A 25,402-nucleotide genomic window follows, 5' to 3' on the forward strand; every position below is an offset into this window, starting at 1 on the left:
GATGTCCCCTCTCTCCTAACGATAGTCTCGCTTCATCAAATATTGGCTGCCGACAATCAAGATGAGACTTAAGATAATAATGGCTGTGGAAATGGCGCTGCCGAATCCAAAGCGGTATACGTTGAATGTGCTGTTATACATGTAAGAAGCGAGCAGCTCCGTGGAATGCGCCGGACCGCCACCTGTCATGACATAGATTAAATCGAAGGCTTTCAAGCTGCCCGAAATACAAAGCACGATTGCGACCTTCACGGTATCCCAAATCATCGGCAGTGTAATTTTGAAAAGCTTACGCACGGGGCCGACGCCATCAAGCTGCGCAGCATCCTCAATTTCAGGTGAAATATTTTGTAAAGCGGCAATAAACATAATCATGTAAGGACCAATATAATTCCAGATGATCGGCACCATCAGGGCGAACATCGAAAATTTCGGATCGGAGAGCCAAGCTTTTTTCCAACTTTCAAGTCCCATTCCATCTAACAAAAAGTTTAAGATACCAATCTGCGGGTGATAAATGTAACCCCAAATAATCCCGACAACAACGGAAGACAATACCATTGGCATAAATACAGAAGCTCTAATTACCCGTTGAAACAAGGTGCTTTTCATAAGTAAAAGCGCTAAAATCAATGCCATCGGCACTTGGCCGAAGACAGAAGCTACAACAACGAGCATGTTATTTTTGAAAGCTTTCCAGAAGATCGGATCTTTGAATACTTCTACATAGTTGTCAAATCCAATAAATTTGGCCGCTCCTATCCCTTTCCAATCGAAGAAACCGTAATAAGCCGACCAAAAGATAGGTACAATAACGAAAACCAGATAAATCACAAGTGCCGGTATGAGCCCTATCGTGATAAATCCTCTGATACGTGCAGCTGCTGACATAACTTCCCTCCTATCAAGTCTTATCAATTAATTAGAAATTGACCAAAAGTAGATTCTATTGGGCAACCCCTAATTAAACGTTTAGACATCTATCTCTCTTTTAAAAAAGGGCTCCAGCCGGGATAAGGCTGGAGTCCTGGTTCATGTATTATTTCCCTAAAGATTTGGCTTGCGAATCTTGAATTTTCTTGGCAATATCTTCTGGCTTACCGCCCATTAGGAGCTCTTGCAAGCCGTTGTTGACTACATCGGCAGTAGCGGAACTAAGCTTGCCATCGTATACCGGTGTTCTCTTAACGTTGGCCATCATTTTGTATACCTCGGCGAAGATGGAGGATACTTTGGTTGTATCTAGATCTGCTTTGTAGCTGACCAAGTTGTTGCTATCCAAGATTGCTTTCTGTGCTTGTGGACCAGACAATGCATAGATCAGTTCATAAGCTGCTTCTTTTTGAGCGCCAGTAACCTTTTTGCTCATACCAAGACCCGTTCCTACTACGCCTGAGAGGGAATTCGGGTCGCCTTTACCGTTAGGCACGGTAGGCAGAACCGTTACAGCCATGTTCGCCAATGCTTCTTTGGAAGCGTTGGATGCCAAGTTTGTTAACGCCCAGCCACCATCGATCATCATAGCGGATTTACCTTGCGCAAACATTTGTTCCATTTGTGTATTATCAATGCTGTTGAAGCCCTCTTGGAAAGCGCCCGCTTTGCCAAGCTGCTGCAAGTACGTCAGCGCTTGAACGAATTCCGGATCCGTGAATTTTGCGCCGTTTTGATCAGCGGCTTTCAAGAACCACTCTGTACCTGTCACACGATCAGCAAGGGAGCTGAGAATGCTTGATTGCGCAACCCAAGCCGCTTTGTTACCAAGTGCGATTGGCGTGACGTTATTCTTTTTGAACGTACCCACTAAACTCATAAGGTCATCCCAAGTTTTAGGCGGCTGTACGTTGTATTTATTGAAAATTTCTTTATTGTAATAAAGAATCGATGTAGGTGAAAGGGCCATAGGCGCGCTGTATGTTTTACCGTTAACTGTGAAATCATCGAAAGAGCCTGGCAAGAAGCCGTTTTTCCACTCTGCTTTGCTGTCAAGAAGTTCATTAATTGGTTGAAGCAAGTCGCCGCCAACGAACTCTTTGGTCATAACGCCTGGCCACATAACGAACAGATCTGGCATTTCATTTGCTGCAGCAACCGTTTTCAAACGAGGACGGTAACCATCGGGTGGAATCCCTTGAACATCTAACTCTACGTTCGGGTGATCTTTTTTGAATTGCTCCATGTAAGCACGCATAGTTTTCGCACGAAGATCCTCACCTGTGTAGTTATGCCAGATAGAAAGTTTCACTTTTTCGCCTGATTTACCTGCGTCTGCTGCTTTAGGCGCTGCGCTGCCTGTAGCACCGTCTGTTGTTCCGCTCGTACCACAGCCAGCTAGCAAGGATAATGACAACGCTGCAGCCAGCGTTACAATAAATGATTTTTTCATGTGATCGAACCCTCCTCATCTCTAGTTACAACTTTAGTATAGGGGACATTATTAGGAGGCGGTACGGGAGAGACTTCGGCGGAGAGGGGGACATTTATCAGTCTTTGCTCCCCTGCCGAAATTCAGATGGTGTTCTTCCAGTGTACTTTTTGAACTGCTGCGTAAAGTATTTAATATCTTCATACCCTACTCTTCTGGCTACGTCGCTGACCTTGGTCTGCGAGCTTTGAAGGATATCAATTGCGCGTTTTATTCGCTCTTGCGTAACAAATTCTATATACGTGCAGCCTGTTTCGCGTTTGAATACTTCACTGAAATGATTGGGATTCACGTGCACGAACCTCGCAACCTGTTGGAGCGATATCGCTTGATCCAAGTTGTCCCGAATGTAAGCGATTGACTTATGAATATAAGCGTACCGATTTTGTCCCAAACCTTGATGAAAGCTGGTCATGACCGCGGATAAGGACTTAAATACTTCTTCTTCGGGACGACTGTCGCCTTCAAACGAAGGCAGCGCTTCGACCGGAATCGTTTTCGCTTGAGAGGCGCGGGCACGTTCTAACCAGCGGCGCCCCGTAATGATCATCGAATGTAAGTAGCCTTGGACGGAAACGGGCGTAGCCGTGGTATCCTCCAGCAACGCGCGCACCTTCTGATTGACCCAATGACGCAGCTCAGTCGCGTTGTCGCTCATCAGAATGGCTGTAAGCTCAGCCTCTTCCTTCTCCGTACAAACCGTGCGCCCCCCGCTGCGCTCACGTATATCCTCTTCTGTATATAAACCCTGAGTACCTAGCAATCCCCGATAAGCAAAAATCTCCTTGGCTGTGCGGTAAGACTCCCGCAAGCTCTCGTAATCGAGGGCTACGCTGCCCACCGCCGTAAAAGCAACGCATTTGAGCGTATCCGTAACACGCTTGATCGCCCGCTTCAAGCCACTATGTTCGGCCTCGCCTGCTTCCACGCGGACGACGAGCAATAAATGATCTTTATTCATAAGGGTTACGCAGGGGAGCAGTTCAAAGAGAATATTCTCCGCCGCTCCCTGTAAAAGCCCCGTGAACGGCGCCTGTCCCCAACCTGATACCGAGACGAGCAGCACTTGCATGGGAGCAGGCGATTCCGACTGCTCCTGCACATTAACCCTTCGTTTATGAAACCAGTAGCACAGCTGTGCCCGTCCTTCTGGATCATCCTGCACGCCCCTTTGTAACGCACGATCCAACAATTGATTGCGCAGGGCAGCTTGTTGAAGATTATCTTGCTTCATCGATTCCCATTTATCCATGATATTTTGCTTGGCTTTCAAAGCAGCTTTAATAATCTCTTCGGGACGACTTGTCTTGAGCAAATAGTCGGTTACACCTTCGCGAAGGGCCTGCTGCGCATAACCAAAGTCATCATATCCGGTAAGGATGACGATTTCCGTATCCGGCAGCATTCCCTTGACCACACGGGCAAGCTCAATACCGTCCATACCGGACATTCGAATATCCGTAAGCACAATGTGCGGCTTCTCCACAGGGATACGCTCCAAAGCCTCTTCAGCCGAAGAGGCGGGTGGGAGCAGCTCAAGCCCTAGCTCCTTCCAATTGATCACCGTACATAAGCCTGTACGTATGATGACTTCATCATCCACAATTAAGATTTTCATAATGACGTCTCTCCCTTCGACAGAGGTATTGAAAATGTGATTCGCGTGCCGGCACCACTGGTACTATCAACTTCAAGCCCCGCATGGATGCCGTAATGCAGCAGCAATCTTCGGTGCACATTGATGAGACCATAGCTGGTTATCGTTTTCTTACGTTCCTTGGCTGCTTCGTCCAGTAAGCCCATCTGGCGATTAGCTAAAGCAAGCTGCTGCTGGATATCGTAAAGCTTGCTCTCTTCCATCCCGATTCCGGTATCTTCAACAACGAATTTCATCCTATCTTCCTGCAGTTCGCCATGCACATAGATGTTCCCCTTTGATTTCTTCTTCTGAATGCCATGGATCAAGCTATTTTCTATGAGGGGTTGCAGCAGCAGCTTCAGCATCGGGATTTGAAGCATCCCTGGATCCATAAAGAACTCAATCTCGAATTGCTCCGGAAACCGAATCGCTTGGATATAAGCATAGTTCTGTGCATGCGACACCTCCTGCTGCACAACACAGAATTCCTCGCCTTTGTTTAAGCTAAAGCGTAAGAAATCGCTGAGCGCTCCTACCATTTCGGCAATCTGGCGATCCTTGTTCATCAGCGCAATCCAGTGGATAGAGGAAAGGGTATTGTAGAGGAAGTGCGGATTAATCTGTGCCTGCAGCGCTAATATATCCGCCTCTTTTTTCATCGCTTCATTCAGCTGTACCTGATCTTTGAGTCTGCCGATGCGCTCACTTAGCTTGTTATAGCTGTGAACAAGCAGCCCGACCTCGTCGGTACTCTTTACCTCGTAGGTCGGAATCGTATCGTCAGGATTCAAATCTTTCAGATATTTCGTCAATTTGATCAAAGGTTTCGTTACCCACTGAAAGAAATAAAGCACCATCACAATCGTAATTAGCAGGGCAATCCCTATGGCAACGGCTGTGACTGTAAGCACGTAACCATTTTGCGCCTGATAAATGTGGGTAGGAATGAAACCGACCAACTTCCAGTCAAGTTTAGGAATCGCATTATATAAAAGGGTATGACGCTGATTATCGAAAGCTAAGCTAAGAATGCCGCTGGGGTTCTGGAGATTTCCCAAGCTTGGAAACATCTCCGCTGCAGAACGTCCTAACCATACAGGATCGCCTCCAGCGATAATATTGTTATACTGATCCAGCAGTAGAACGAACCCGCTATGTTCCCAGCCGGCTTCCACTACGTATCGCTCAATCTCCGCTTGGTCTAGACTAATTGCCAACGTGCCTATTGTCTTGAAGGTATTCGTATCGCGTATGGGCCTCACTAAAGAAATGATGCGTTTAGGACCATCCGAGGTCTGGTTTGCATAAAGCGGCGACCACCATTTCGCGGCAGATTTGTAAACGGATTCATTTTGCTGCAAAAGCGGATATAACCCTGAGTTCGTTATCGTTGTTGTAGATAAGACAGGGCTGCTATTTTTGGGTGTAATCGTAATGTTGGAGATGTATTTTTTGGAATAGGAGAGATTCCATAGCGTACCGACGATCTGCGAGTAACTGTTGACATCCCCTTCTGAGTTGGTCAGATAGGTTTGAATATCCTTTTGCCCAATTATGAAAATAGACATGTTCTCCACGTCCTGCGTGACAAAATCGAGCTTGTCCATAATCTGCCTCAACGTGTTCATCCCCGACTGCTTCGCTTTATCTTCCGTTACCGACGTTGCGATGCGATAAGAAACAACACCTGTTGAGAGTAGCGGCAGTATAACGGCAAAAAGGATCAACAATGACAGCTTGCGTTTCAGGGATTTGGCAATCCAGCGCTTCATGGGTGATTCCCCCTTTATTCTTACAATTAGCTTTTTTACATATTACCATGAGCCCTGTGTAAATATCATACTTTTTTTTAGCTTAACAAACTTTTTGTTTGACAAACAAATTGTTTGTGGTACCATTTTGCTCAGAATAACCATGCAAGGGGAGAAGGGATTCATGGAATCGATTCATGATGAATTTGATTTTTTGACAGATCTCGTTACTGGGCTTGCTGCCCAATTCGGAGATAGCTGCGAGGTTGTTCTGCATGATTTAACCGGCTCCTACGATAGTTCCATTGTCGCCATTGCGAATGGGCATATCACTGGCCGTAATGTGGGAGATCCAGGTACGAATCTAGGACTTGAACTGCTGCGAGGCAGCCAAGTGAACGGCAACAAATCGAACTATATGACGCAAACGAAGGACGGACGCATTCTGCGATCCAGTTCCATGTATATGAAAAATAAAGAAGGCAATATCATTGGCTCGCTTTGTATCAACTTTGATATCACGGAGCTGATGGTAGCAGGCAAAACGCTGCAAACGCTCATCAATCCAGGGGAACAAACCGAAATCAAAGAATCGTTCGTCACCAGTGTAAGCGATTTGCTAGACGCTCTTATTCAAGAGGCGCAAGAGCAGGTCGGTAAGCCTGTCGCTGTTATGACAAAGGAAGACAAGATGAAAATGATTCAACTGCTAGACAGCAAAGGCGCCTTCCTTATCAAAAAAGGCGGCGAGAAAATATGCGCCTATCTAAATATTTCCAAGTATACCCTCTATAGTCACTTAGAAGAAGGTAAAAGTGCTGCAAAGGAGAGTGAAGAATGATGGACTTGCAAGTTGAAACATCGTTGGAAACCTTAGAAACACCTTGTCTCCTTATTAACGGAGAGCTGGTGGATCAGAACATCCAGATCATGGCTAACATCGCTAAAAAGAATCATGTGCAGCTTCGGCCCCATGCCAAAACCCACAAGCTCCCGCGCATTGCGCTGCAGCAAATGGCGGCTGGCGCCGTCGGAATCACGGTTGCCAAAGTAGCCGAGGCGGAAGTTATGGCCGCGGGCGGCGTGAACAATATCTTCATCGCTTACCCGCTCGTGACGGAGCGTAAGATCGAAAGAGCCATACGCTTGAGCGAGCGCATTGAGCTAATCGTCGGCGTCGATAGCTTAGCTGGCGCGCAGCGCATGGAACAAACGGCTAGCCGCCTCGGCCATTCGCTGCAAGTTCGGTTGGAGATCGACACCGGCTTGCGCAGAACGGGCGTGCTCTACGAGCAGGCAGCTGTACTCGCAGCCGAAATTGCTCAGATGCCGCACCTGCGGCTGACTGGCATCTACACGTTCCGCGGCTCGCTGCTTGCAGGCAAGCCCACTCTGGACTTGGCTGCAGCCGGCCATGAAGAAGGCACATTGATGGTGCAGCTTGCCGAGCGCTTAAGAGCGCAAGACATTGCCATCGCGGATGTCAGCGTTGGCTCTACGCCAACGGCCGCTTACGCAGCTGAGGTAGCTGGCATAACGGAGGTACGGCCAGGCACCTACGTGTTCCACGACCGGATGCAAGCGCGCTTCGGCGTCTGCGGCATCGAAGACTGTGCTGGCAGCGTACTCGTTACCATCGTCAGCCGACCTTCGGCCGACCTGGCCATCGTCGACGGCGGCAGCAAAACGTTCGCGACCGACGTGCAGCCAGGCACTGATCCGCTGCAGCTTCGCGGCTTCGGGCACGTCATCGGCCACGCGGACGCACTGCTCGTCCGTCTTACGGAAGAGCACGGTATGGTCGAGCTTGGACCGATCGCGCAAGCCGCTGGCTTGCAAGTCGGTGATCAGCTGCGCATTATCCCCAATCATATTTGCAGTACTGTCAACCTCCATAATTCCGTTGTCTTATATCGCGGCAACGCGCTAGAACGCTTGCCCGTACTTGCACGTGGAATGTTGGAGTAAGGAAAGGGAGGAATCGCGATTATGTTAGATCTTATTCTCAAAAATGGACGTATTGTCGATGGAACAGGCAATCCTTGGTTTGCCGGGGATGTCGGGATTCAGGGTAACAAAATTGTCGCTGTAGGTCAGATTCATGACGACGCGCGGCAGGTTGTGGATGTACAGCGACAGGTTATTTCTCCCGGATTTATTGATGGTCACTGTCATTCGGATCTGATGATTTTCGATTACCCGCATAGCGAAATCAAAATGCGTCAAGGGGTTACCGCTGAAGTAGTCGGGAACTGTGGGTTGGCGCCTGCTCCTTTCGTCCCTGCGCAAGCGGAGCTGCTTCAAAGCTATGTCCAACCCGTGCTCGGTCAAACCAAATGGGCATGGCCGTGGGAAACAGTTGCGCAATATATGGATGCCGTTGCAAGCTCACGCCCTTCTGAGCATTTGGCTACCTATGTAGCGCATGGCGCCCTTCGGATTGCCGTTATGGGCTTTGCCAATCGCCCTGCTACTCCCCAAGAAGTTACGCTGATGAAGCAAATGCTTGAGGAAGGCCTGAAAGCTGGAGCCATCGGTCTCTCCATCGGCTTGCTTTATGCACCGGGAAGCTACACAAGCAAAGAAGAAATTGCTGAGCTTTGCTCTGTGCTTCCGAAGTACAACGGTCTCTTCTCCACGCATATTCGCGGGGAAGGCAATAACTTGCTGCCTTCGGTTCAAGAAGTTATTTGGATAGCGGAGAAGGCTGGCGTATCGCTACACATCAGCCATCTTAAAGCGGCAGGCAAGCGAAATTGGGGACAAATTGTCGATGCCTTGGATCTGATTGAAGATGCAAGAGCACGCGGCATGGATGTTACTTGCGATGTGTACCCGTACAATGCGGGTTCAACGAGCCTCACGACAATCCTTCCTCCTTGGGTGCTTGAAGGCGGGATTGAAAAAGCGCTCGAAGTGCTGCGAATCCCTAAATTACGCGCTCAAATTCGGGAAGAGTTGAGCCATGAACAAAAAAATTGGGACAATTTAATTTGTTCCACGGGCTGGCAAAGTGTGTTCCTTTCTGCGATGCATACAGCCAAAAACCGTCATCTCGAAGGCAAGCACCTTGCGGAAATTAGCGAGCAGCGCGGGCAGCATCCTGCTGAGTGCATGATGGATTTGCTTTTGGAAGAGGACGGCCGTATCTCGATTGTCTATTTCCATATGTCTGACGAAGATGTCAACCAAGTTGTCGGTTACGATAAATCCCTCATCGCTTCAGATAGTCTTACTTGCGATACAGGGAAGCCGCATCCGCGCTTATACGGGACATTCCCCCGGGTATTTGCCAAATATGTGCGTGATCAGAAGATTCTAACTTTGGAGCAAGCGGTGCGAAAAGTAACCTCTTTCCCCGTCCAACGTTTCAAATTAGGCATGCGCGGTCTCATTGTTCCTGGTTACATCGCCGATGTGGCTGTATTCAACCCGGATACTATCCAGGATCATGCGACTTTCGAAGATCCAAGGCAGTATCCTGACGGCATTTCTCATGTCGTTGTGAACGGTAAGTTATCTTTATCGGGTGGCCAGCATACACAAGCGCGCGAAGGAAGCTTCATCCGCGCCCAACACTGCTGCCATCACAATCACTAATCTAGCTAAATTTATAATTTGACTTGGAGGTCATCATTTATGTCTCAAATCGAAAAACGTCTACAAGAACTCGGTATCACGCTTCCACCTTCACCAGAACCGCGCTTCACTTATATTCCTTGCAATCAAACAGGCAATCTTATTTATCTATCCGGCCAAGATTGCCGCATTAACGGCGATCTCATGTACGAAGGTAAAGTAGGAAGCGACGTTACTATCGAACAAGCTCAAGCTGCAGCTCGCCAAACCATCATCAACTGCCTAGCCGTGATGAAAGGCTACCTTGGAGATTTGGATCGCGTTGTGAAAATCGTTAAGATGCTTGGCTTCGTTAACAGCGCACCAGGTTTCGGAGATCAACCTTACGTCATCAATGGCGCATCCAACTTGTTGGTAGATGTTTTCGGCGAAAACGGCAAACATGCTCGTTCCGCTATCGGTACTAGCGATCTTCCTTTCCACACACCTGTGGAAATTGAATTGATTGTGGAAATCCGCGACTAATTTCAGAAAGACCAAAAAAGCCGACGCTACGCTGCCCAAAAGCAGCTTAGCGTCGGCTTTTCATATTGATTTCAAGTAAATCACAACAAAATTACACATGACAAGTCTAAATGATAAGGAAAGGAGGGATACCTTTGAAAAGCTTCATACATATTTTTCTAGCTATTTGGCTAGTAGGCTCCTTATGTGCGAGAACCGCTTATGCCGATTGGGCACACAATTTTGTCGTCAATGATGGGAAAGCATATATCATCTCGAATAGCCAAGTTGATAAAAAACAAATTGGTTCAAGGATAGGGAAAGTGACGCTTTATTCCGATAAGGAAGGTACTTACTCAGGGAATTTTTCGAACAGTTATCCGCGAGGCACTGCATTTTATAAAATTATTGATGTAGATATACATGATGCCATTGCAATAAAAGAAAGTAATGGGATGTTTGTAAAGGCGACTTATCATGGAGAGTATGCCGGAAGTACATTGAATTGGCAGGATGTAGCTGCCTATTCTTTGGGAGTCCTTCTGCTTATAATCATGATCTCATCGTTCGTTAATAGGAGATTAAAGCCATGATAGCATGAAGGCTCCTCCCACTGCTTTTACTACACTGTACATACGAACGTTGTTTACACTCGGAACCTGCCAATTAACCCTTGTAAGTCTGCAGCCATACGGTTTAGCACGGTCGCAGAAGAAACAATTTCATCTATGCTTGCGTACTGATTTTCAACGTTAGACGATACCACTTTTGCCCCTGAAGCCGTTTGTCCAGCCACTTCGTCAATGGCGCGTATGACCTCGACAGCTGAGCGCGTTTTCTCGGCGATAGCCGCAGAACGTTCGGTTACTTCCACGATCTGACCTGCTACCTCGTCCATTGCGTTCTGGATACGCTTGAAAGTATTCTTTGCTTCGCTGACAACCTGCAGCCCAGTTATCACCTCTTTGCTCCCCGACTCTGTAGAGCTAATGACATCCTGCGTTTCCATCTGAATGCCATCAACCAGCCCTGCAACTTCTCCAGCAGCCACAGAAGTTTGCATCGACAGCTTGCGAATTTCATCGGCAACGACTGCAAATCCTCTGCCTGACGATCCTGCACGAGCTGCTTCAATCGAAGCGTTAAGTGCAAGCATGTTCGTCTGTCTTGCGATATTCGCGATCATCCCGTTGGCGTTGACAATTTGCTCGGAACGCTGCCCTAATCTTTGTACAGAGACTACAAGCTCCATCATTTTATGATGAATGGCGTTCATCTGAGCGATTGCGGAATCAACCGCTTCATTCCCTGCCTCGGCTTCCTTCTGTGCTTGGGATGACTGGAAGTTAGCAAGCTGCGTCACATTAGCAATTTGATCAACGGCTGCGGACATCTCTTCCATAATGTCTACACCCTTATGTACGCTGCGTACCTGCACATCGGTACCGTCAGAGATTTCCTGTACGATATTCGTAATTCGTTCCGAGGATACACTTACTTGCCCGGAATGACTGCTGAGCGCTTCCGAGGCGGCAGCCACTTGCTTCGCACTGCCTCCTACCTGACTAATTAGACGGTGGAGGTTTGCTTTCATCTGGTTGAATGCTATTGCCAAATCCCTTAATTCGTCTCTATTTGGCACATGAATGTCGCTAACGGTCAAATCACATGCGGCGATTCGCTCAGCTGCTTTTACCATAGAACGCATGGGAGCTACAACCAGGCGCGATAGCATGAGACCAATAGCCAGTGCGAAGACAAATGCAGTGACGCTCACCCCAATTAATGTACGTATCGTCGAAGCGACCGCATCATGATTACGCGCTAATGCCTCCTCCTGCACAATCTTTTCCAGCTCTTCGATCTTTCCCGCAGCCTGCGTTAATGTCTCCGTGGTCGGAATCGCCCACTGTGAGGCTTCCGCTTTCGCCAGGGATACGTCACCTTTGTCGCCGTAGTCAGTCACCTTTTTGACTAAACGCGCGAACGTCTGGTTAGCATCCATCATCGCTTGAATAGCATTCTGTTCACTTTCATTTTCCGGGTGTTCGCTCATTTGTTTAATAGTCGCAGATAAGCTCATATTCATATCTGTTAGACGCTTTTCCTTTTCTTTCGAAGGCTCCATGACGTAGCCAAACAACAAGCTATTTTGCATTTGTGTTTTCTCTTTAATTTCTGAAACCTGTTTAAGCGTAGACACATTATCGTTAAGCAGCTCGGAATAAGAACCGTCCACTTTATTTAAGTAGATGCAGGACATACCGCTGGTCACACCAACGAGTAGTGATACAATCACAAAGGTACCGACAATTTTGCCCCTTAACGAAACTGAAAATAGTCGATCTTTCCATCTATTCGTTTTGCTGATTGTCAATTCATGCGACCCCCTTACTCTTTCTAGTAATCGCTTTTATCTATGCGCACGATAATAGGCTGTCGTTAGGTTCGACAGCCTACTATCTCTTTTGATATGACCAATTTGTATAAATGATCTTGGTGTTTGTATGCAAGTTTTTTATTTGGCATTCATATATTTGCGCATATCAAATGCTACGGCCGCCACGATAATGATTCCTTTGATAATTAACTGCCAATATGGACTGATTCCGATGAACGTCAAACCATAGTTGATAACACTGAAAATCAATACCCCTGCAAGCACGCCTGGTACTGTACCGATACCGCCGGAAGTAGACACGCCGCCTACTACGCAAGCTGCAATCGCATCAAGTTCGTACATGTTACCGTAGTTGTTCGTTGCGCCACCTGTTCTTGCTGCTTCCAATACCCCCGCCAAACCGTATAAAGCACCTGCAATCGCATAAATGTAGATCAGGTAACGGTTAACGTTAATCCCCGAAACCGTTGCCGCATGAATGTTGCCACCGATGGCATACATATACTTCCCGAGCTTCGTTTTGTTAAATACTACCCAGACGATAAGAGCTACTACAATCGCTATAATAACAATATATGGAATGGAGTACGTTGCGTCTTTACCAATAAATCCTGTACCTAGCTTACTGAAATCCGGTCTAAGACCACCGATAGGCTGGGACTGATTCGGCTTCATATCGAAATAAAGAGAGTTAGCGCCGTAAACGGCTACCATCGTTCCCAACGTGGCAATGAACGGCGGAACACGCAATTTGGCTACGATAATTCCGTTAATTAAACCAATCAGGAGACCTGCTGCAATGGCGATTAAAATCGGAACAATCAAAGGCAAATCAGGCAAACCTGGAAAAAATCTTCTTCCATATTCCTGCGTCTGCAGCATGGAAGCTGAAACAACCGCCGTCAGACCGACAATACGTCCGGTGGAAAGATCCGTTCCTCCCGTGATTAGGATGAACGCAGCACCTAGCGCAATGATAACGCGTGTAGAGGATTGTAGTAAAATATCACGCAAAATATTAATTGATAAAAATCGCGGATCGTAAATCGCGATGCCAATGACCAGCACGACGAGGACAATGTAAATTGCATATTTGGTTATAAAGCTGCTCAAATTTCTTGTTTTTAAAGTTTCTGCCTTCGTACTCATGGTTAATCGGCCCCCTCCATTATGCCATATGCTGTGCAGCAAGGCGCATGATCTCTTCTTCTGTTGCTCTATTCCCGTCTACGATCCCTGTAAGGCGTCCTTCGCACATGACCATGATTCGGTCTGACATCCCAAGCAACTCGGGCATTTCAGATGAGATCATGATAATACTTTTACCTTGCTTCGCCAGATCCGCGATGATGGAATAAATCTCAAATTTCGCTCCTACATCGATTCCCCGCGTCGGCTCATCAAGCAGCAGCACATCGGGTTCCGTCAGCAGCCATCTGGCCAAAAGCACCTTTTGCTGGTTACCGCCTGACAGATTTTTAATCAACGCGTACATGTTCGGCGTTTTCACCCGAAGCATCTCGATGCTTCGTTTCACTTCTTCTCGACGCTTGGCTTCATTAATCAAGCCAAACGGATTCATATAGCGCCCCAGATTCGCGATGACGGTATTCTCAAGCACAGACAACACCGGGAAGATCCCAGTGACGCGACGCTCCTCCGTTAGTAAGGCGATTTTCTGCTTAATCGCATCGATCGGCGACTTTAATTTCACAGGCTTACCATGTATCGAAATCTGACCGGCGGCGATTCCCCTCATCCCGAACAAAGCTTCAACAAGCTCTGTACGCTGAGCGCCAACTAAACCGCCGACGCCTAAAATTTCACCTTTGCGCAGCTCGAAGGAAACATTTTTGAACGATTTGGGAATGACGGAAGTCAATCCGTCTACTTTCATAAGCACGCCGCTCGGAACATTGCTGCGCTCTGGAAACCGTTCTTTGAGATCACGTCCAACCATCTTCGAGATGATCATGTCGGTTGTCAGCTCTGATGATGCCCACGTGCCGATTTTGGTACCGTCCCGCATGATTGTTACTTCATCCGAAATCTCCAATATTTCTTCCATTTTATGTGAAATATAGATGATCGAAACACCGCGACTTTTCAATTCGCGAATGATTCGAAAGAGCTGCTCGACTTCGTTGCCCGTTAGCGACGATGTCGGCTCATCCATAACAATGACTTTCGAATTGAATGAAACAGCCTTCGCTATTTCAATGGATTGCACTTTCGAAACGGATAGCGTTCCTACGAGTGTATCTGGTTTGATGTCCATCTGGAGCTGTTTAAACAAGCTCTCTGTATCTCTACGCATCTTTTTGTGATCTACTAATTTCAAAGGTCCGATCCCTTTTAACGGAAATCTGCCGAGCCAAATGTTCTCCATTACATTACGATATGGAACTGGATGAAGCTCTTGATGGATCATCGATATCCCACTCGCTAAGGCATCCTTGGAGCTTTGAATGGAAGCCGTTACGCCATTCAGCTTAATCTCTCCGCCATCTGGCTTATAAATGCCGAACAAGCATTTCATCAAGGTTGATTTACCTGCACCATTCTCTCCCATAAGCGCATGAACGCTTCCTGGTCGAACCTTGAGGGTAACGTTATCCAGCGCTTTCACGCCTGGGAACTCTTTGGATATTTGATTCATTTCCAGTAAATAATCATGTACAGTCATGGTAACTCCCCCTACCAGCTCACAATAATCCACACAATGTGAAGCCATTCTTCGAAGCTTATGTCTCTATTACTTTGCTAGGGTTTCTAAATAAGGAAGGCAAGGGGGCAACGTAAGCATACATTGCTTTCCCTTGCCTGCTTTTATTCAGATTACTTCGCTTCGTTCATGTTTTCTTTTGTAATCTTTTTGTAGGAAATCCACACATATTTACCGTCAGTTACATCATAACCTGTAGTTTCTTTGCTAGGTGTTTGACCATTTGCCAATGCCGCTGCTACCTTCGTAGTTGCCGCACCTTGATTTTTCGCATCGTTCAGTACGGTTCCGAGCAATGTGCCATCGCTAAGCGCTTGCAGAGCTGGCGCTGTTGCATCTACGCCTACAACCGGTAAGAATTTGTTGTCCTTGAAGTAGCCTTTAGCTTTCAAAGCTTCGATGGCGCCGAGTGCCATATCGTCGTTGTTCGCAAGAACAGCTTCGATTTTGCTTTCGTTGGATGCGAGGAATGCAGCCATTTTTTCTTGACCTTTAACACGGTCCCACATCGCAGTATCTTCTGCTACTTTTTCTACACCCAGACCTGCGTCTGTAATCGCTTGGATCGAGAACTTCGTGCGAAGCTCAGCATCTTGGTGTCCTGGCTCGCCTTTGAGCATGACGTATTGGATTTTACCGTCTTTGTTTTTATCCGCTTCTGGATGAGCTTTGAAATAGTCAACCAGCAATTGGCCTTCCATCGTACCAGATTGCTCCGCTTTCGCGCCTACGTAATATACTTTATCCCATTTTTTCATGTCGTCAGCCAACGGCTCACGGTTCAAGAAAACAACTGGAATGTTTGCTGTTTTTGCTTTATCGATGATAATACCTGCCGCTGTACGGTCAACCGCGTTGATCGCAAGAGCGTTTACTTTTTTCGTGATGAAAAGATCGACTTTATCATTTTGTGTTGGTTGGGAGTTTTGGCTATCTACGATATCTACAATTGCTTTATCTTTAGCAGCGTCCGTAATCGCGGCACGAACACCAGACATGAATGTGTCATCGAATTTGTAGATGGCAACACCGATGGTTGGCTTCTTGCTTGTGTCTGCTTTTGGAGTTGTTGTCGTTGTTGCTCCGCTGCTTGCTGCAGGAGCTGGAGTTGTTTTCGCGCTAGAACAGCCTACGATGGATGCAACGAGTGCACCTGCTACGGCAATGGTAAGAAGTTTTTTCAATGTAAGACCCTCCCTAAAAGGTTATGTTTGTATTTACTTCCCCTACTATAATCGATCAAAACACCAAAACAAATGCAAAATCCTCACATGTTATATCGATATTCTCATCACTTTATAAAAGGGAACAATAGCTTCTGATTGTCCGACCAGAACATATTATTAAGATCAATAGCTTTAATCCCCGTATCCACACGGGTTGGCACCTCGTCTCCTCTGATGGCAGCAACAGCATTCTTAACACCCAAATAGCCGATGCTAAAAGGATTTTGAATAATCGTCGCTTGAATAACACCTTCTTGCAGCAATTCAAGTTCCTCCGAGGTGCTATCGAATGTTATAATTTTCACCTGACCCTGGAGGCCCATTTCCTGGATAGCACTAGCTACACCAATCGATGTAATTTCATTCAGCGCTACGATCCCATCCAGCAGCGGATACCTCTCTAAGATGCTCCGTGTCAGTTTACCTGCAAGATTGCGATCCGTTAGGCTATACACTTTATCAAGCACCTTAACCTCTGGATACTTAGAAATCTCATCAAGTAATCCCTGCTCTCTCTGCTCCGTGTTTCTTTCTCCCTGCTTAAAGCTCACGATTGCAATGCTCCCGCTTGTTCCTGCCAACTTGATCAATTGCTGCCCTGCAATTGTCCCCGCTTCATAGCTATTGGCGCCAATGAAGCTTTTGGCCTTACGTGTTTCCACTTCGGAATCAATCGTAATGACAGGAATATTAAGCATCGCCGCTTCATCCACGACCTCTGATAAATCCTTGTAATCGTTAGCCGCAAGTACAATGGCATCCGGTTTAATATGGATGGATTGCTCCATAAGCGCGATCTGCCCTTTGACATCAGCTTCATCCCCCGGCGCGCGGAAATCCAAAGTAACATCGAACTCTTTGGCTGCGACTTCCGCTCCCATTTTCACCGTTTTCCAGTAGTCCCCGTATTGGCTTCTCAAGACGACTTCCAAGTGCTTCTTTTGCACATTCGGTGTCACCTCGACTTGTCTCGTGCAAGAGGACATGGAGGTGACACCGACCGTAATAGCAACAAGTAGAGGCCAAATTTTGAATGTTTTTTCCATGGTTTCTCCTCTTTATTCATCTTCGAGTACTAACGGAATCCATAGGTTCACGGTTGTTCCTTCTTCAAGCTCACTTTCAACCGTCACCCCATAGCTGGAGCCGAAATATAACTTAATTCGTTCATGCACGTTGCGCAGCCCGACCCCAGAGCCTTTTTCGCTCTTCACTTGTCCAGACAAAATGCTCTTGAGCTTATCTTCTGGGATTCCGACGCCATTATCGCGGATCTCAAACAAAATTTTCTCGCCGACAATACGAACCGAGATGTGAATAGAACCCGTATCTGCCAAATATTCAATACCATGGTAGAGCGCATTTTCAACAATTGGCTGCAGGATGAGCTTCAACGTCTTATATGGAAGAGCTTCTTCTTCAACGCTAATTTCATAATCAAACTTGTCTTTATAGCGCATTTTCTGAATGATCAAATAGTTGCGAATATGCTCAATCTCTTCTTGGACGGTGATAATATTTTTCCCTCGGCTCAGAGAGATTCGAAAAAATTTGGACAATGAAGTGATCGTCGTAATGACCTCTTCATTTTTGCCGCTGCCCACCATGCGAACGACCGAATTGAGCGTATTGTACAAGAAATGAGGATTAATTTGGGATTGCAACACTTCAAGCTCATTCTTGCGCTGCACTTCTTGCTCGTGAATGCTTTGATCCATCAGTTCGCGAACACGGGACACCATGAGATTAAATCTACGCGATAGCTGCTCAACTTCATCCGCCCCACGAACATGAATATACGTATCAAAATCGCCCTTTTCCACCATTTCCATCGACTTTTTGAGCCGTTTGATTGGCTGTGAAATACGCGCTGACATAAAGGCAGAAATCAACAAAATGAACACGAGAACAATGACAAGAAGCCAAATCATAAAGGCGCTTATTTCCTTGCGGGTCGTGATCATTTCATCGAGATACGAAACGCCGACAATTTTCCAACCAATATTGTTGACCGTTCGAACGACGTTCAGCCGCGACTCTCCATCACTCACATCCATGTACTTCCCGTATGAAAATTTCAATGCCTGCTCCACATTTTCATATTTCAAACCAATATAAATAAGCTGCTGCTGCGGATGATAAACGATATTCCCGGCAGAATCGTCGATAATGTAAACGTAACCTTTTTTACCGAGCGAAACCGTTCGAAACACATCGTCTAGCGCCTTGAAGTTCACATCCACAAGCAGCACCGCATCCACCCATTTGCCATTTCGCTCAATCGTAACCCCCTTGCTCATAGAAACAACCCATTTATAGGGATCTCTAAACAAATTCTGAATATGGGGCAGCGAAAAGGTGAGGTGATTCGGGTTATCCAATGCAGATTTGAACCACGATTGTTCAGTCAACCGCGTGTTTTTACGCATCTCAGTCGTATGAATGCCAGTGACGAGTTCCCCCTCTGCTGTGAATAGGTCTATCGAGACAATGTCCTCTCGCGTGCTTGCAATCGTATCGAGCTGTTCCAGCAGCTTATCCGAAGGAATCCCTCGGCTCTTGGCGATTTTGGCATCCGCCACCTCGAAAGTGTCGGACATGCCCTTAATATAATTTTCCAAGTTAAATTGCACTTGTTCGATAATCTGTTGCGTATTCAAAAATGCATTCTCTTCCGCTGTTCTTGAAAATTTATTGTAGAGCACCAGCGAGACGACCAACATGACGGTCACCGTAATAAAAATAAAAGACATTGTAATCGTAAACTGGATGCTCTTGACCCTCATCGTGTCAAGCAGTACGGTATACAGTGCCTTCAGTATGGCTTTCATTTTACCAATCAAATTTCACACCCCTTTGGAACTATTTCTGTACTCTTTAGGGGAAACGCCTACGTTTTTGCGGAAGCTGAAGCTGAAATAATTCGCATCGGAATAACCAACCTTCTCGGCGATCTCCAAAGCCTTCATATCCGTTGTCCGCAGCATCTCTTTGGCCGCTTCCATGCGAATGTGGTTTAAATAATTAACGAAGGTTATCTTCGCCTCTTTTTTGAAAATACTGCTGAAATAACCAGCGCTAATGTGAAGATGGCCGCACACTTTATTAATCGATATATCGCCTTCGTGAAAGTGACTTTTCGTATATTCCTTAGCCATGTCCACTAAGTTCTTATACGCATACTGACGATCCGTGGCGATATGATGCATCATACTGGCACACAGTTCTACCAGCCAATGCTTGGCTTCTTCCAATGAGGTGAATTTATTAATTTCTGTAAAAGGAATGAAGTTTTCCCCGAAGACCTCGTCAATATTAAGGTTTGAATCCTTCGCTGCTTTCAGAATACAGGTTAGAATCTCCAATAAATAGATCTGGTAATCCTTAACGGAGACACCGCCTTCTACCCCTTGAAAAAGCTCATCAATCGTTTCCTTAATTTCTTGATTCGTTCCGACCTTAATACAACGTGTCAGTTCATGCTCTTTGACATCGTCAAAACGAATCTTTTCGACATTCCGTTTCTCCACATCATCGATGCAAATCATACGATTATTGCCGAGAATAAGCCTATAGTCGAGCGCTAGCACGGCATCTTCATAGGAATAGCTTACTTTGGTCACGTCCTTCATGGCCGTTCCAATGCCTACCGTAACGGAAAGCTTCAAGTATTTCTCTACGTTCTGGCGCACTTCTTCCAGCACCTTCATCGTTTCTTGAAGCGCTGCTTCCCGATCACTGCTTTCACGAGCAGCTAAGACGACAACTTGATCGTTATGCATAAACACAAGTCCAAGGCCACGTTTATCCGCTATCTCTTCGGTTATATTGAGCAAAGCAAAGTACTTTAGCGCCTGGTCCTCCGAATACTTCAAGGAAACCGATTGGGCTAGCTCGGTTCTATTATCCAGATTATCTTCATGAAGCAGCACTCCGTCAATACTTATAACCGCTACCACGAAGCTGCTGCCCTCCAATTGAATACCATAATTCGCCGCTTTCTCAATCACCTCTTCCCGCGGGAGCTTCCGATTCATTAGGGCTGCCAAGAAGTTCTCCTTCAGTACAGGCATACTTTTACGGTAATGCTCCTTCAGCAGTTGCACGTTATCCCGGTGCGCCACTTCCTCCTGAATTTGCTCCTTCACCTTCAATAAAGCATTGATTAACTCCTGAGCAGAAAAAGGTTTCAGCACATATTCATCGATATGCAGCTTGACCGCCTTCTGCGCATATTCGAACTCATCGTGTCCGGTGAGGATAATAATCTTGATTGTTGGAAAGCGTTCACGAACTAACTCAGCGAATTGCAAACCATTCATGAAGGGCATCTGAATGTCCGTCACGACCACGTCAGGCTGCAGCCGCTCAACCATTTCCAGCGCTTCTCTGCCGTTCTCCGCTTTCTCTATCACCTCGAAGTCAATCGCATCCCAATCCACTTCGCGGACGACGCCTTCCCGTACATCTTCTTCGTCATCCACTAGTATCAGCTTGTACATAAACTTCCTCCTTAAAGCTCCTCGTTAGAAAAGCGTAATCCGTAAGTATAAGCGTTTTTTCCATCCGATAAAACATTCTCATAAACATAGGCTTTTTCACCACCATTGTACTAACTGCCTATCGAATACACAACCAAAGACATGAAACACTCCCAAATAAAATGACAAAAGACCCCTACTGTCGCATATTTATTCGCAACAGCAGGAGTCCCCTCTTCATCATCTACCCTTCAGCAAAATTTCTATATCTCTGCCGAAGCGTCCGTTTAATTCTTTCATTGCAGCCTCTTGCACTTGGGAAATCGAATCATCGTTCTCAATCCCTTTATTCATAATACCTTCCCACATCGCGTTGGCTTCTTGATCGATCGGAGTAACAACGTGCTCGATCATTTTACTAGCAAGCTCAACATGAAGAGCGTTGGTGGTTTGACCGCCAAGAAACTCATTAGGAATTGGAATCTGTTTCACCTTGTTTCTTGCCGGCAAATACGCTGGCAGTGTCGCATCGATACCATCCATGCTGCTTTGCGTCACAGCAAATTCGATGAACTTCCAAGCTAGATTTTTATGCTTACTCAAGGATGAAAGTGAAAAATTAGAGCTATTTTGCCAACCATATAATTGGAACGGCAGCTTCGTCTCTCTCCATTTGCCCGCCTGCTCGGGAAACCATGTTTGCAATTTTTGAAGGCCCCACGTCCCCATGTACAACATAGCAAGCTTATTGTCACGGACAAGCTTTTTGCCTCCCTCTTGCCATATATCTACGTTCGCATCCAGTCCTAGCTCACTAATCTTCTTACTGGTATTAAATAATTCCCCGAAACGATAATCGTTTCGTTGATAATTAAAATCCGAATCGTAGAGTCCTTTCGAATGCTCATACAGTTCCAAAACATCCGTAGGCCATAGACTGATCCATATATCATGTTCCTTCAACACCTTCGCCATCTCGATCCAATTTTCAGGCTTTTCCATAAAGTGTCCCAGCTCTTCAGGATCGCTTGGAAACCCGTATTGTTGTAAGAGATCTGCCCGATAGTAAGTCACTGATGGCGATGACGCATAAGGGAAACCGATCAATTGCTTTTGGTCGAATGACTTGTTACTTTCCCACAGATAAGGGCTGAAATCATCTTGATATCCCCCCGCCTCATAAGGCTTCGCCAGTAAATTTTCAAGTCCCTCTATCGCGTTAAACTCACCGAATTGATTACTGTCAATGACGAAAATATCAGGTGGATGTCCATCAATCAACGATTGAAGATACTTGTCTTTGTAGGTTGAGTACGTAAACGTCTCAACTTTGACCTTGACACCATGATACTTGTTCGTAAATTTACGAATGAGCGGCTCCCAGCCGTCGTAGTAGGACCACATCGTCAGTTCAACTTGATCACTATCGTTTTGAGCATCTCCTTGTGGTTCTGTTGCAGTCTGGTTATCGACGACCGAGCGTTGAGAAAAAGGAGAAGAGCATCCGGATAGCCCTACGACAACCGTCATTACCAATATGAATGTGAAGGTAATCACTCTTTTCAATCAGATCTCCCCTTTCTCTAAAACAAAACGGTCACGTTTCTCCAAAAGCTTCGCAAACGTTTCGAAAGGAACTGGCTTACTATAGTAATAGCCCTGAAGTTCATCGCAGCCCAGCTGTACGAAATAATTCATTTCCTCGCTTGTCTCGATTCCCTCTGCAACTACCTTCAGATTCATGCTGTGTGCAAGCTCAATAACCGCCTTTACAATCGCCGATTTCTTGGTATCCGTGGCTACATTGCTAATAAACGAACGATCCAATTTTACTTGGTAAATCGGCATACGCTGTAATTGATTGAGAGACGAATACCCCGTACCAAAATCATCAATGGAAATTTGCACGCCAATATCTTTAATTTTCATAATCGTTTCCAATACTTGGTCGACATTCTTAATTAGAACACCTTCCGTAATTTCAACGATTAAGTATTGTGCCTGTAAGCCAGTTTCAGTAAGGACACGGCGGATTACCTCAAACAGATTGCCTTGATAGAAATGCTTCCCTGAAATATTGACAGCGACTGGTACCTTTGGGAGCCCTCGATCCTGCCATAATTTATTATGTTTACATGCCTCTTGCAGCACCCATTTATCAATTTCTAGAATCATGCCTGAATCTTCTGCGAGCGGGATAAATTTCGTTGGAGGTATGAATCCTAACTCTGGATGCTGCCAACGGATAAGCGCTTCTAAACCACAAATCGTCTGCTGAGCGGTGTCTATTTTGGGTTGGTAATGCAGTTGGAATTGTTCGTGCTTCAGCGCTTCCCTAATCCCGTTATCCAGCAGCATTTTCTCCGTAACTAACTTATTTAATTCAGGATTGAAGAAATAAACCGCATTCCCTCCCTGTTCCTTCGCGACGTACATGGCCATGTCTGCATTTTTGAAAATCGTATTGAGGTCTTGACCATCTCGTGGATATAAGCTAACCCCCAGGCTCACAGAGACATACATTTTCATCTCTTGCAGTTCGATCGGCTCGGCGAAAGAGCTAAATATCCCGTTCGTAACCTCTAAAAGCTCCGATTCCTCCGCACCCTCTAGTACGAACACGAACTCATCGCCACCAAAACGGAATACTTGACAGTCGTTTGATGTCAGCTTGCTGTACTTGTTAGCAATTGTCTGCAACAAATTATCGCCAATGGCATGACCCAGAGTATCGTTAATTTGCTTAAATTGATTCAAATCAGCGAAAATAACAGCGATCGGCAGCCTCATTTGATTCTCCATGATGAGCAGTTCCTCAAGATGCTTCGATAAAAGTAGTCGATTCGGTAAGCCCGTTAACACATCATAATAAGCGAGATGCTGGAGCTTTTCCTCTGAGCTTAGCAGCATGCTGGTTTGTTCTTGCAACTTCTTGTTCATCTCCAAGGAATCATGATACATCAATAGCAATTTATGCGAAGTATGACGAAAATTATCGACAAGTGATTTGATTTCCACGATCCGACTATTTGGCCATTCCATCTCTTTGCGATAGTAAATCTTATCGACCAGTCCTGTTGTCGTTAAGGCCAGCTGCGATAAATTACGAGCAATCGCCCGATTGATAAATACTGAGGTTAAGCTAGAGCCTATGATAAATAAAAGCAGATAGCTAAGCTGCGCTAAGAACTGTTCATAGATCTGTATACGATAGTTCTGGATAGGCATAATGATATAAATTTGTAAGGGGATACGAGTAAGCATGTCGTTATAAATATATTGCGCCTCTCTCCATTCTTCAGTTGGCATAATAATGGAGTGCTTTTGCGGGATCTTCTCATAGAAGGTTTCTCCAAGCTTGATTGTGATACTATCCGCTCGCCAATCATAGTGAGTCTTCTCTAAAGAATGTGGATCGTTTCCAGCAAGAATACGATTTTGGCTGTCTGTAATGACAATTTGAAACAAATTTCCCGTTGTATGCTTGCTCACTAATTCATTTAAATACCCGATTTGAAGTTTACTGACGAGCCGAATGCCTCGGATGTCTCGGTTTCCCCATTTATTTAACTCTTCCTTCATACTATTCATCGTGTTCATCGCTTGCTGATGCGTACTGTTCGTTATAGCTTTGTCCAGATTCCAACTATTCATGAGAACAAAAATTAAATAAGGCATAGCCACAGCCGTTATGGAGAAGTGAAAGAGCACTTGACCAAATGGAATGCCCTGATCATCAGACTTGCCGACTATGCCTCTAAAACCCTGAGGTACATATCTATCTACCATTTCAGCTATAAGCGCATTAAATAATCCGTTCGTAGCCACCGTAGTAATAATTAACGTCGATTCCATAGAAAGACTTTGGTAGTAAAAATAGTACGTGATCACCATGAGCGGAATCCCTAGCACAATCCAGTAGACCCCGTCCCACAGGAGGAGCATATTCCGTCGAGCATTCAAAATAACGCCCAAGAATGCAATCTCCAGCACATTGATTAAGTCGATCATTGGTTCATGGAATTGAAATACACTCACTGTATAAACAACTAAAGCTCCTATAATGCCTGGCCATAATCCATATGTAAGTAAAAGAAGGAACAAAAATATACTGGTGAACGAAAAGGTAAGTCCATATATCAACTGCAAATCGTAATACTCACTTAGCAATGCCAGACCTACGCATACTACATAAAACAAACTCATATGTACGATTCGAAAAGCATGTAGATTCCGTTTTTTCATGTTGACCCCCTGCATCTGCACACGGCAACCCATTACTTTAGTCCATCCAAGCATATCCTCCAAACAGTTCTCTATACCTAAATAGCATTCCTTCTTGATTGGTTCCAGATCAATTTACTGGAAATCAATATGATGAAAATCAAGATTAAATGAAAAGTGTCACCTTTTCTCAAATAACTGCATATACATAATTGTTTGAATACATTCGACTGAGGTGGTTTACGATGTTAGCAACAAAAACAGGTTGTGAAAAAGAAGAAGTTATCAACATATTGTGCGAAATGGGTTTAGATCAAATCGCGAGATGGATTAAAGTGTTACCTGAACACCGGTGGGAAAACATGTTTGTCACTTCATGGCCCACGCTTGCTAAGAAATGCGGCGTCTCCAGATAGCTGCATCTACATAAACAAACCAAGCAAGACC

Annotated in this window: 19 protein-coding genes; 6 read left to right on the plus strand and 13 right to left on the minus strand. The window is 45.7% G+C overall.

Going from position 1 to position 25,402, the window contains the following annotated elements:
- Positions 1 to 15: 15 nt before the first annotated feature.
- The 4 genes from GK047_RS26300 to GK047_RS26315 all read right to left on the minus strand — a co-directional run bounded on the left by GK047_RS26300 (position 16) and on the right by GK047_RS26315 (position 5,836).
- Positions 16 to 891, minus strand: coding sequence for a carbohydrate ABC transporter permease (locus tag GK047_RS26300; protein WP_163953331.1), 876 nt, complete (start codon positions 889 to 891; stop codon positions 16 to 18).
- Positions 892 to 1,039: 148 nt separating this feature from the next.
- The gene (locus GK047_RS26305; RefSeq protein WP_163953333.1) at positions 1,040 to 2,386 is read right to left on the minus strand and encodes an extracellular solute-binding protein; all 1,347 of its coding nucleotides are present in this window, start codon (positions 2,384 to 2,386) and stop codon (positions 1,040 to 1,042) included.
- A 97-nt stretch (positions 2,387 to 2,483) separates the two neighbouring features.
- Positions 2,484 to 4,043: a response regulator transcription factor gene (locus tag GK047_RS26310; protein ID WP_163953335.1), complete on the minus strand. Its 1,560-nt coding sequence runs from the start codon at positions 4,041 to 4,043 to the stop codon at positions 2,484 to 2,486.
- Positions 4,040 to 5,836 carry a sensor histidine kinase gene (locus GK047_RS26315; protein ID WP_163953337.1) on the minus strand — a complete coding sequence of 599 codons (1,797 nt, stop codon included), beginning with the start codon at positions 5,834 to 5,836 and terminating at the stop codon, positions 4,040 to 4,042. The genes GK047_RS26310 and GK047_RS26315 overlap by 4 nt, the downstream gene beginning before the upstream one ends.
- A 163-nt stretch (positions 5,837 to 5,999) precedes the next feature.
- On the opposite strand from GK047_RS26315, the gene GK047_RS26320 reads away from it, so the two are divergent.
- From GK047_RS26320 to GK047_RS26340, 5 genes are all read left to right on the plus strand, one after another.
- The gene (locus GK047_RS26320) at positions 6,000 to 6,656 is read left to right on the plus strand and encodes a helix-turn-helix transcriptional regulator (protein ID WP_163953338.1); all 657 of its coding nucleotides are present in this window, start codon (positions 6,000 to 6,002) and stop codon (positions 6,654 to 6,656) included.
- Positions 6,653 to 7,783, plus strand: coding sequence for an alanine racemase (locus tag GK047_RS26325; RefSeq protein WP_163953340.1), 1,131 nt, complete (start codon positions 6,653 to 6,655; stop codon positions 7,781 to 7,783). The genes GK047_RS26320 and GK047_RS26325 overlap by 4 nt, the downstream gene beginning before the upstream one ends.
- Before the next feature lie 21 nt (positions 7,784 to 7,804).
- Positions 7,805 to 9,415, plus strand: a complete 1,611-nt coding sequence (locus tag GK047_RS26330) for an N-acyl-D-amino-acid deacylase family protein (RefSeq protein ID WP_163953342.1) — start codon at positions 7,805 to 7,807, stop codon at positions 9,413 to 9,415.
- A 39-nt stretch (positions 9,416 to 9,454) separates the two neighbouring features.
- On the plus strand, positions 9,455 to 9,919 hold the full coding sequence (locus GK047_RS26335; protein ID WP_163953344.1) for a RidA family protein: 465 nt from the start codon (positions 9,455 to 9,457) through the stop codon (positions 9,917 to 9,919).
- A gap of 134 nt (positions 9,920 to 10,053) precedes the next feature.
- Entirely contained in the window at positions 10,054 to 10,491 is a 438-nt protein-coding gene (locus GK047_RS26340; RefSeq protein ID WP_205516998.1) for a hypothetical protein, read from the plus strand.
- 53 nt (positions 10,492 to 10,544) lie between these two features.
- Here the strand turns inward: GK047_RS26340 and GK047_RS26345 are convergent, their stop codons facing one another.
- The 9 genes from GK047_RS26345 to GK047_RS26385 form a co-directional block, all read right to left on the minus strand.
- Entirely contained in the window at positions 10,545 to 12,275 is a 1,731-nt protein-coding gene (locus tag GK047_RS26345; protein WP_240344280.1) for a methyl-accepting chemotaxis protein, read from the minus strand.
- Positions 12,276 to 12,416: 141 nt separating this feature from the next.
- Positions 12,417 to 13,448, minus strand: a complete 1,032-nt coding sequence (gene mglC, locus GK047_RS26350; protein ID WP_163953345.1) for a galactose/methyl galactoside ABC transporter permease MglC — start codon at positions 13,446 to 13,448, stop codon at positions 12,417 to 12,419.
- Between the two features lie 19 nt (positions 13,449 to 13,467).
- Complete coding sequence (locus GK047_RS26355; protein ID WP_163953346.1) at positions 13,468 to 14,985, minus strand: sugar ABC transporter ATP-binding protein; 1,518 nt, start codon at positions 14,983 to 14,985, stop codon at positions 13,468 to 13,470.
- 152 nt (positions 14,986 to 15,137) lie between these two features.
- A complete protein-coding gene (locus GK047_RS26360; protein ID WP_163953348.1) occupies positions 15,138 to 16,208 on the minus strand; it encodes a galactose ABC transporter substrate-binding protein in 1,071 nt (356 codons plus the stop codon).
- Positions 16,209 to 16,315: 107 nt separating this feature from the next.
- Positions 16,316 to 17,296: a substrate-binding domain-containing protein gene (locus tag GK047_RS26365; protein WP_163953350.1), complete on the minus strand. Its 981-nt coding sequence runs from the start codon at positions 17,294 to 17,296 to the stop codon at positions 16,316 to 16,318.
- Positions 17,297 to 17,308: 12 nt separating this feature from the next.
- The gene (locus GK047_RS26370; protein WP_163953401.1) at positions 17,309 to 19,081 is read right to left on the minus strand and encodes a cache domain-containing sensor histidine kinase; all 1,773 of its coding nucleotides are present in this window, start codon (positions 19,079 to 19,081) and stop codon (positions 17,309 to 17,311) included.
- 15 nt (positions 19,082 to 19,096) lie between these two features.
- Entirely contained in the window at positions 19,097 to 20,752 is a 1,656-nt protein-coding gene (locus tag GK047_RS26375) for a response regulator (RefSeq protein WP_163953352.1), read from the minus strand.
- Positions 20,753 to 20,971: 219 nt separating this feature from the next.
- The gene (locus GK047_RS26380) at positions 20,972 to 22,288 is read right to left on the minus strand and encodes an ABC transporter substrate-binding protein (protein ID WP_346010395.1); all 1,317 of its coding nucleotides are present in this window, start codon (positions 22,286 to 22,288) and stop codon (positions 20,972 to 20,974) included.
- Between the two features lie 9 nt (positions 22,289 to 22,297).
- Positions 22,298 to 24,976, minus strand: coding sequence for a putative bifunctional diguanylate cyclase/phosphodiesterase (locus GK047_RS26385; RefSeq protein ID WP_163953356.1), 2,679 nt, complete (start codon positions 24,974 to 24,976; stop codon positions 22,298 to 22,300).
- A 224-nt stretch (positions 24,977 to 25,200) separates the two neighbouring features.
- Between GK047_RS26385 and GK047_RS26390 the strand changes: the two genes are divergently transcribed.
- A complete protein-coding gene (locus GK047_RS26390; protein ID WP_163953358.1) occupies positions 25,201 to 25,371 on the plus strand; it encodes a hypothetical protein in 171 nt (56 codons plus the stop codon).
- Positions 25,372 to 25,402 lie beyond the last annotated feature (31 nt).

Source organism: Paenibacillus sp. SYP-B3998 (assembly GCF_010820665.1).
Taxonomy (GTDB): Bacteria; Bacillota; Bacilli; order Paenibacillales; family NBRC-103111; genus Paenibacillus_E.

Coding starts and splice junctions, on each gene's coding strand:
- GK047_RS26320 (WP_163953338.1), top strand. CDS start 6,000: ATGGAATCGATTCATGATGAATTTGATTTTTTGACAGATCTCGTTACT.
- GK047_RS26370 (WP_163953401.1), bottom strand. CDS start 19,081: ATGAAAGCCATACTGAAGGCACTGTATACCGTACTGCTTGACACGATG.
- GK047_RS26335 (WP_163953344.1), top strand. CDS start 9,455: ATGTCTCAAATCGAAAAACGTCTACAAGAACTCGGTATCACGCTTCCA.
- GK047_RS26305 (WP_163953333.1), bottom strand. CDS start 2,386: ATGAAAAAATCATTTATTGTAACGCTGGCTGCAGCGTTGTCATTATCC.
- GK047_RS26325 (WP_163953340.1), top strand. CDS start 6,653: ATGATGGACTTGCAAGTTGAAACATCGTTGGAAACCTTAGAAACACCT.
- mglC (WP_163953345.1), bottom strand. CDS start 13,448: ATGAGTACGAAGGCAGAAACTTTAAAAACAAGAAATTTGAGCAGCTTT.
- GK047_RS26355 (WP_163953346.1), bottom strand. CDS start 14,985: ATGACTGTACATGATTATTTACTGGAAATGAATCAAATATCCAAAGAG.
- GK047_RS26315 (WP_163953337.1), bottom strand. CDS start 5,836: ATGAAGCGCTGGATTGCCAAATCCCTGAAACGCAAGCTGTCATTGTTG.
- GK047_RS26375 (WP_163953352.1), bottom strand. CDS start 20,752: ATGTACAAGCTGATACTAGTGGATGACGAAGAAGATGTACGGGAAGGC.
- GK047_RS26390 (WP_163953358.1), top strand. CDS start 25,201: ATGTTAGCAACAAAAACAGGTTGTGAAAAAGAAGAAGTTATCAACATA.
- GK047_RS26365 (WP_163953350.1), bottom strand. CDS start 17,296: ATGGAAAAAACATTCAAAATTTGGCCTCTACTTGTTGCTATTACGGTC.
- GK047_RS26330 (WP_163953342.1), top strand. CDS start 7,805: ATGTTAGATCTTATTCTCAAAAATGGACGTATTGTCGATGGAACAGGC.
- GK047_RS26310 (WP_163953335.1), bottom strand. CDS start 4,043: ATGAAAATCTTAATTGTGGATGATGAAGTCATCATACGTACAGGCTTA.
- GK047_RS26385 (WP_163953356.1), bottom strand. CDS start 24,976: ATGAAAAAACGGAATCTACATGCTTTTCGAATCGTACATATGAGTTTG.
- GK047_RS26300 (WP_163953331.1), bottom strand. CDS start 891: ATGTCAGCAGCTGCACGTATCAGAGGATTTATCACGATAGGGCTCATA.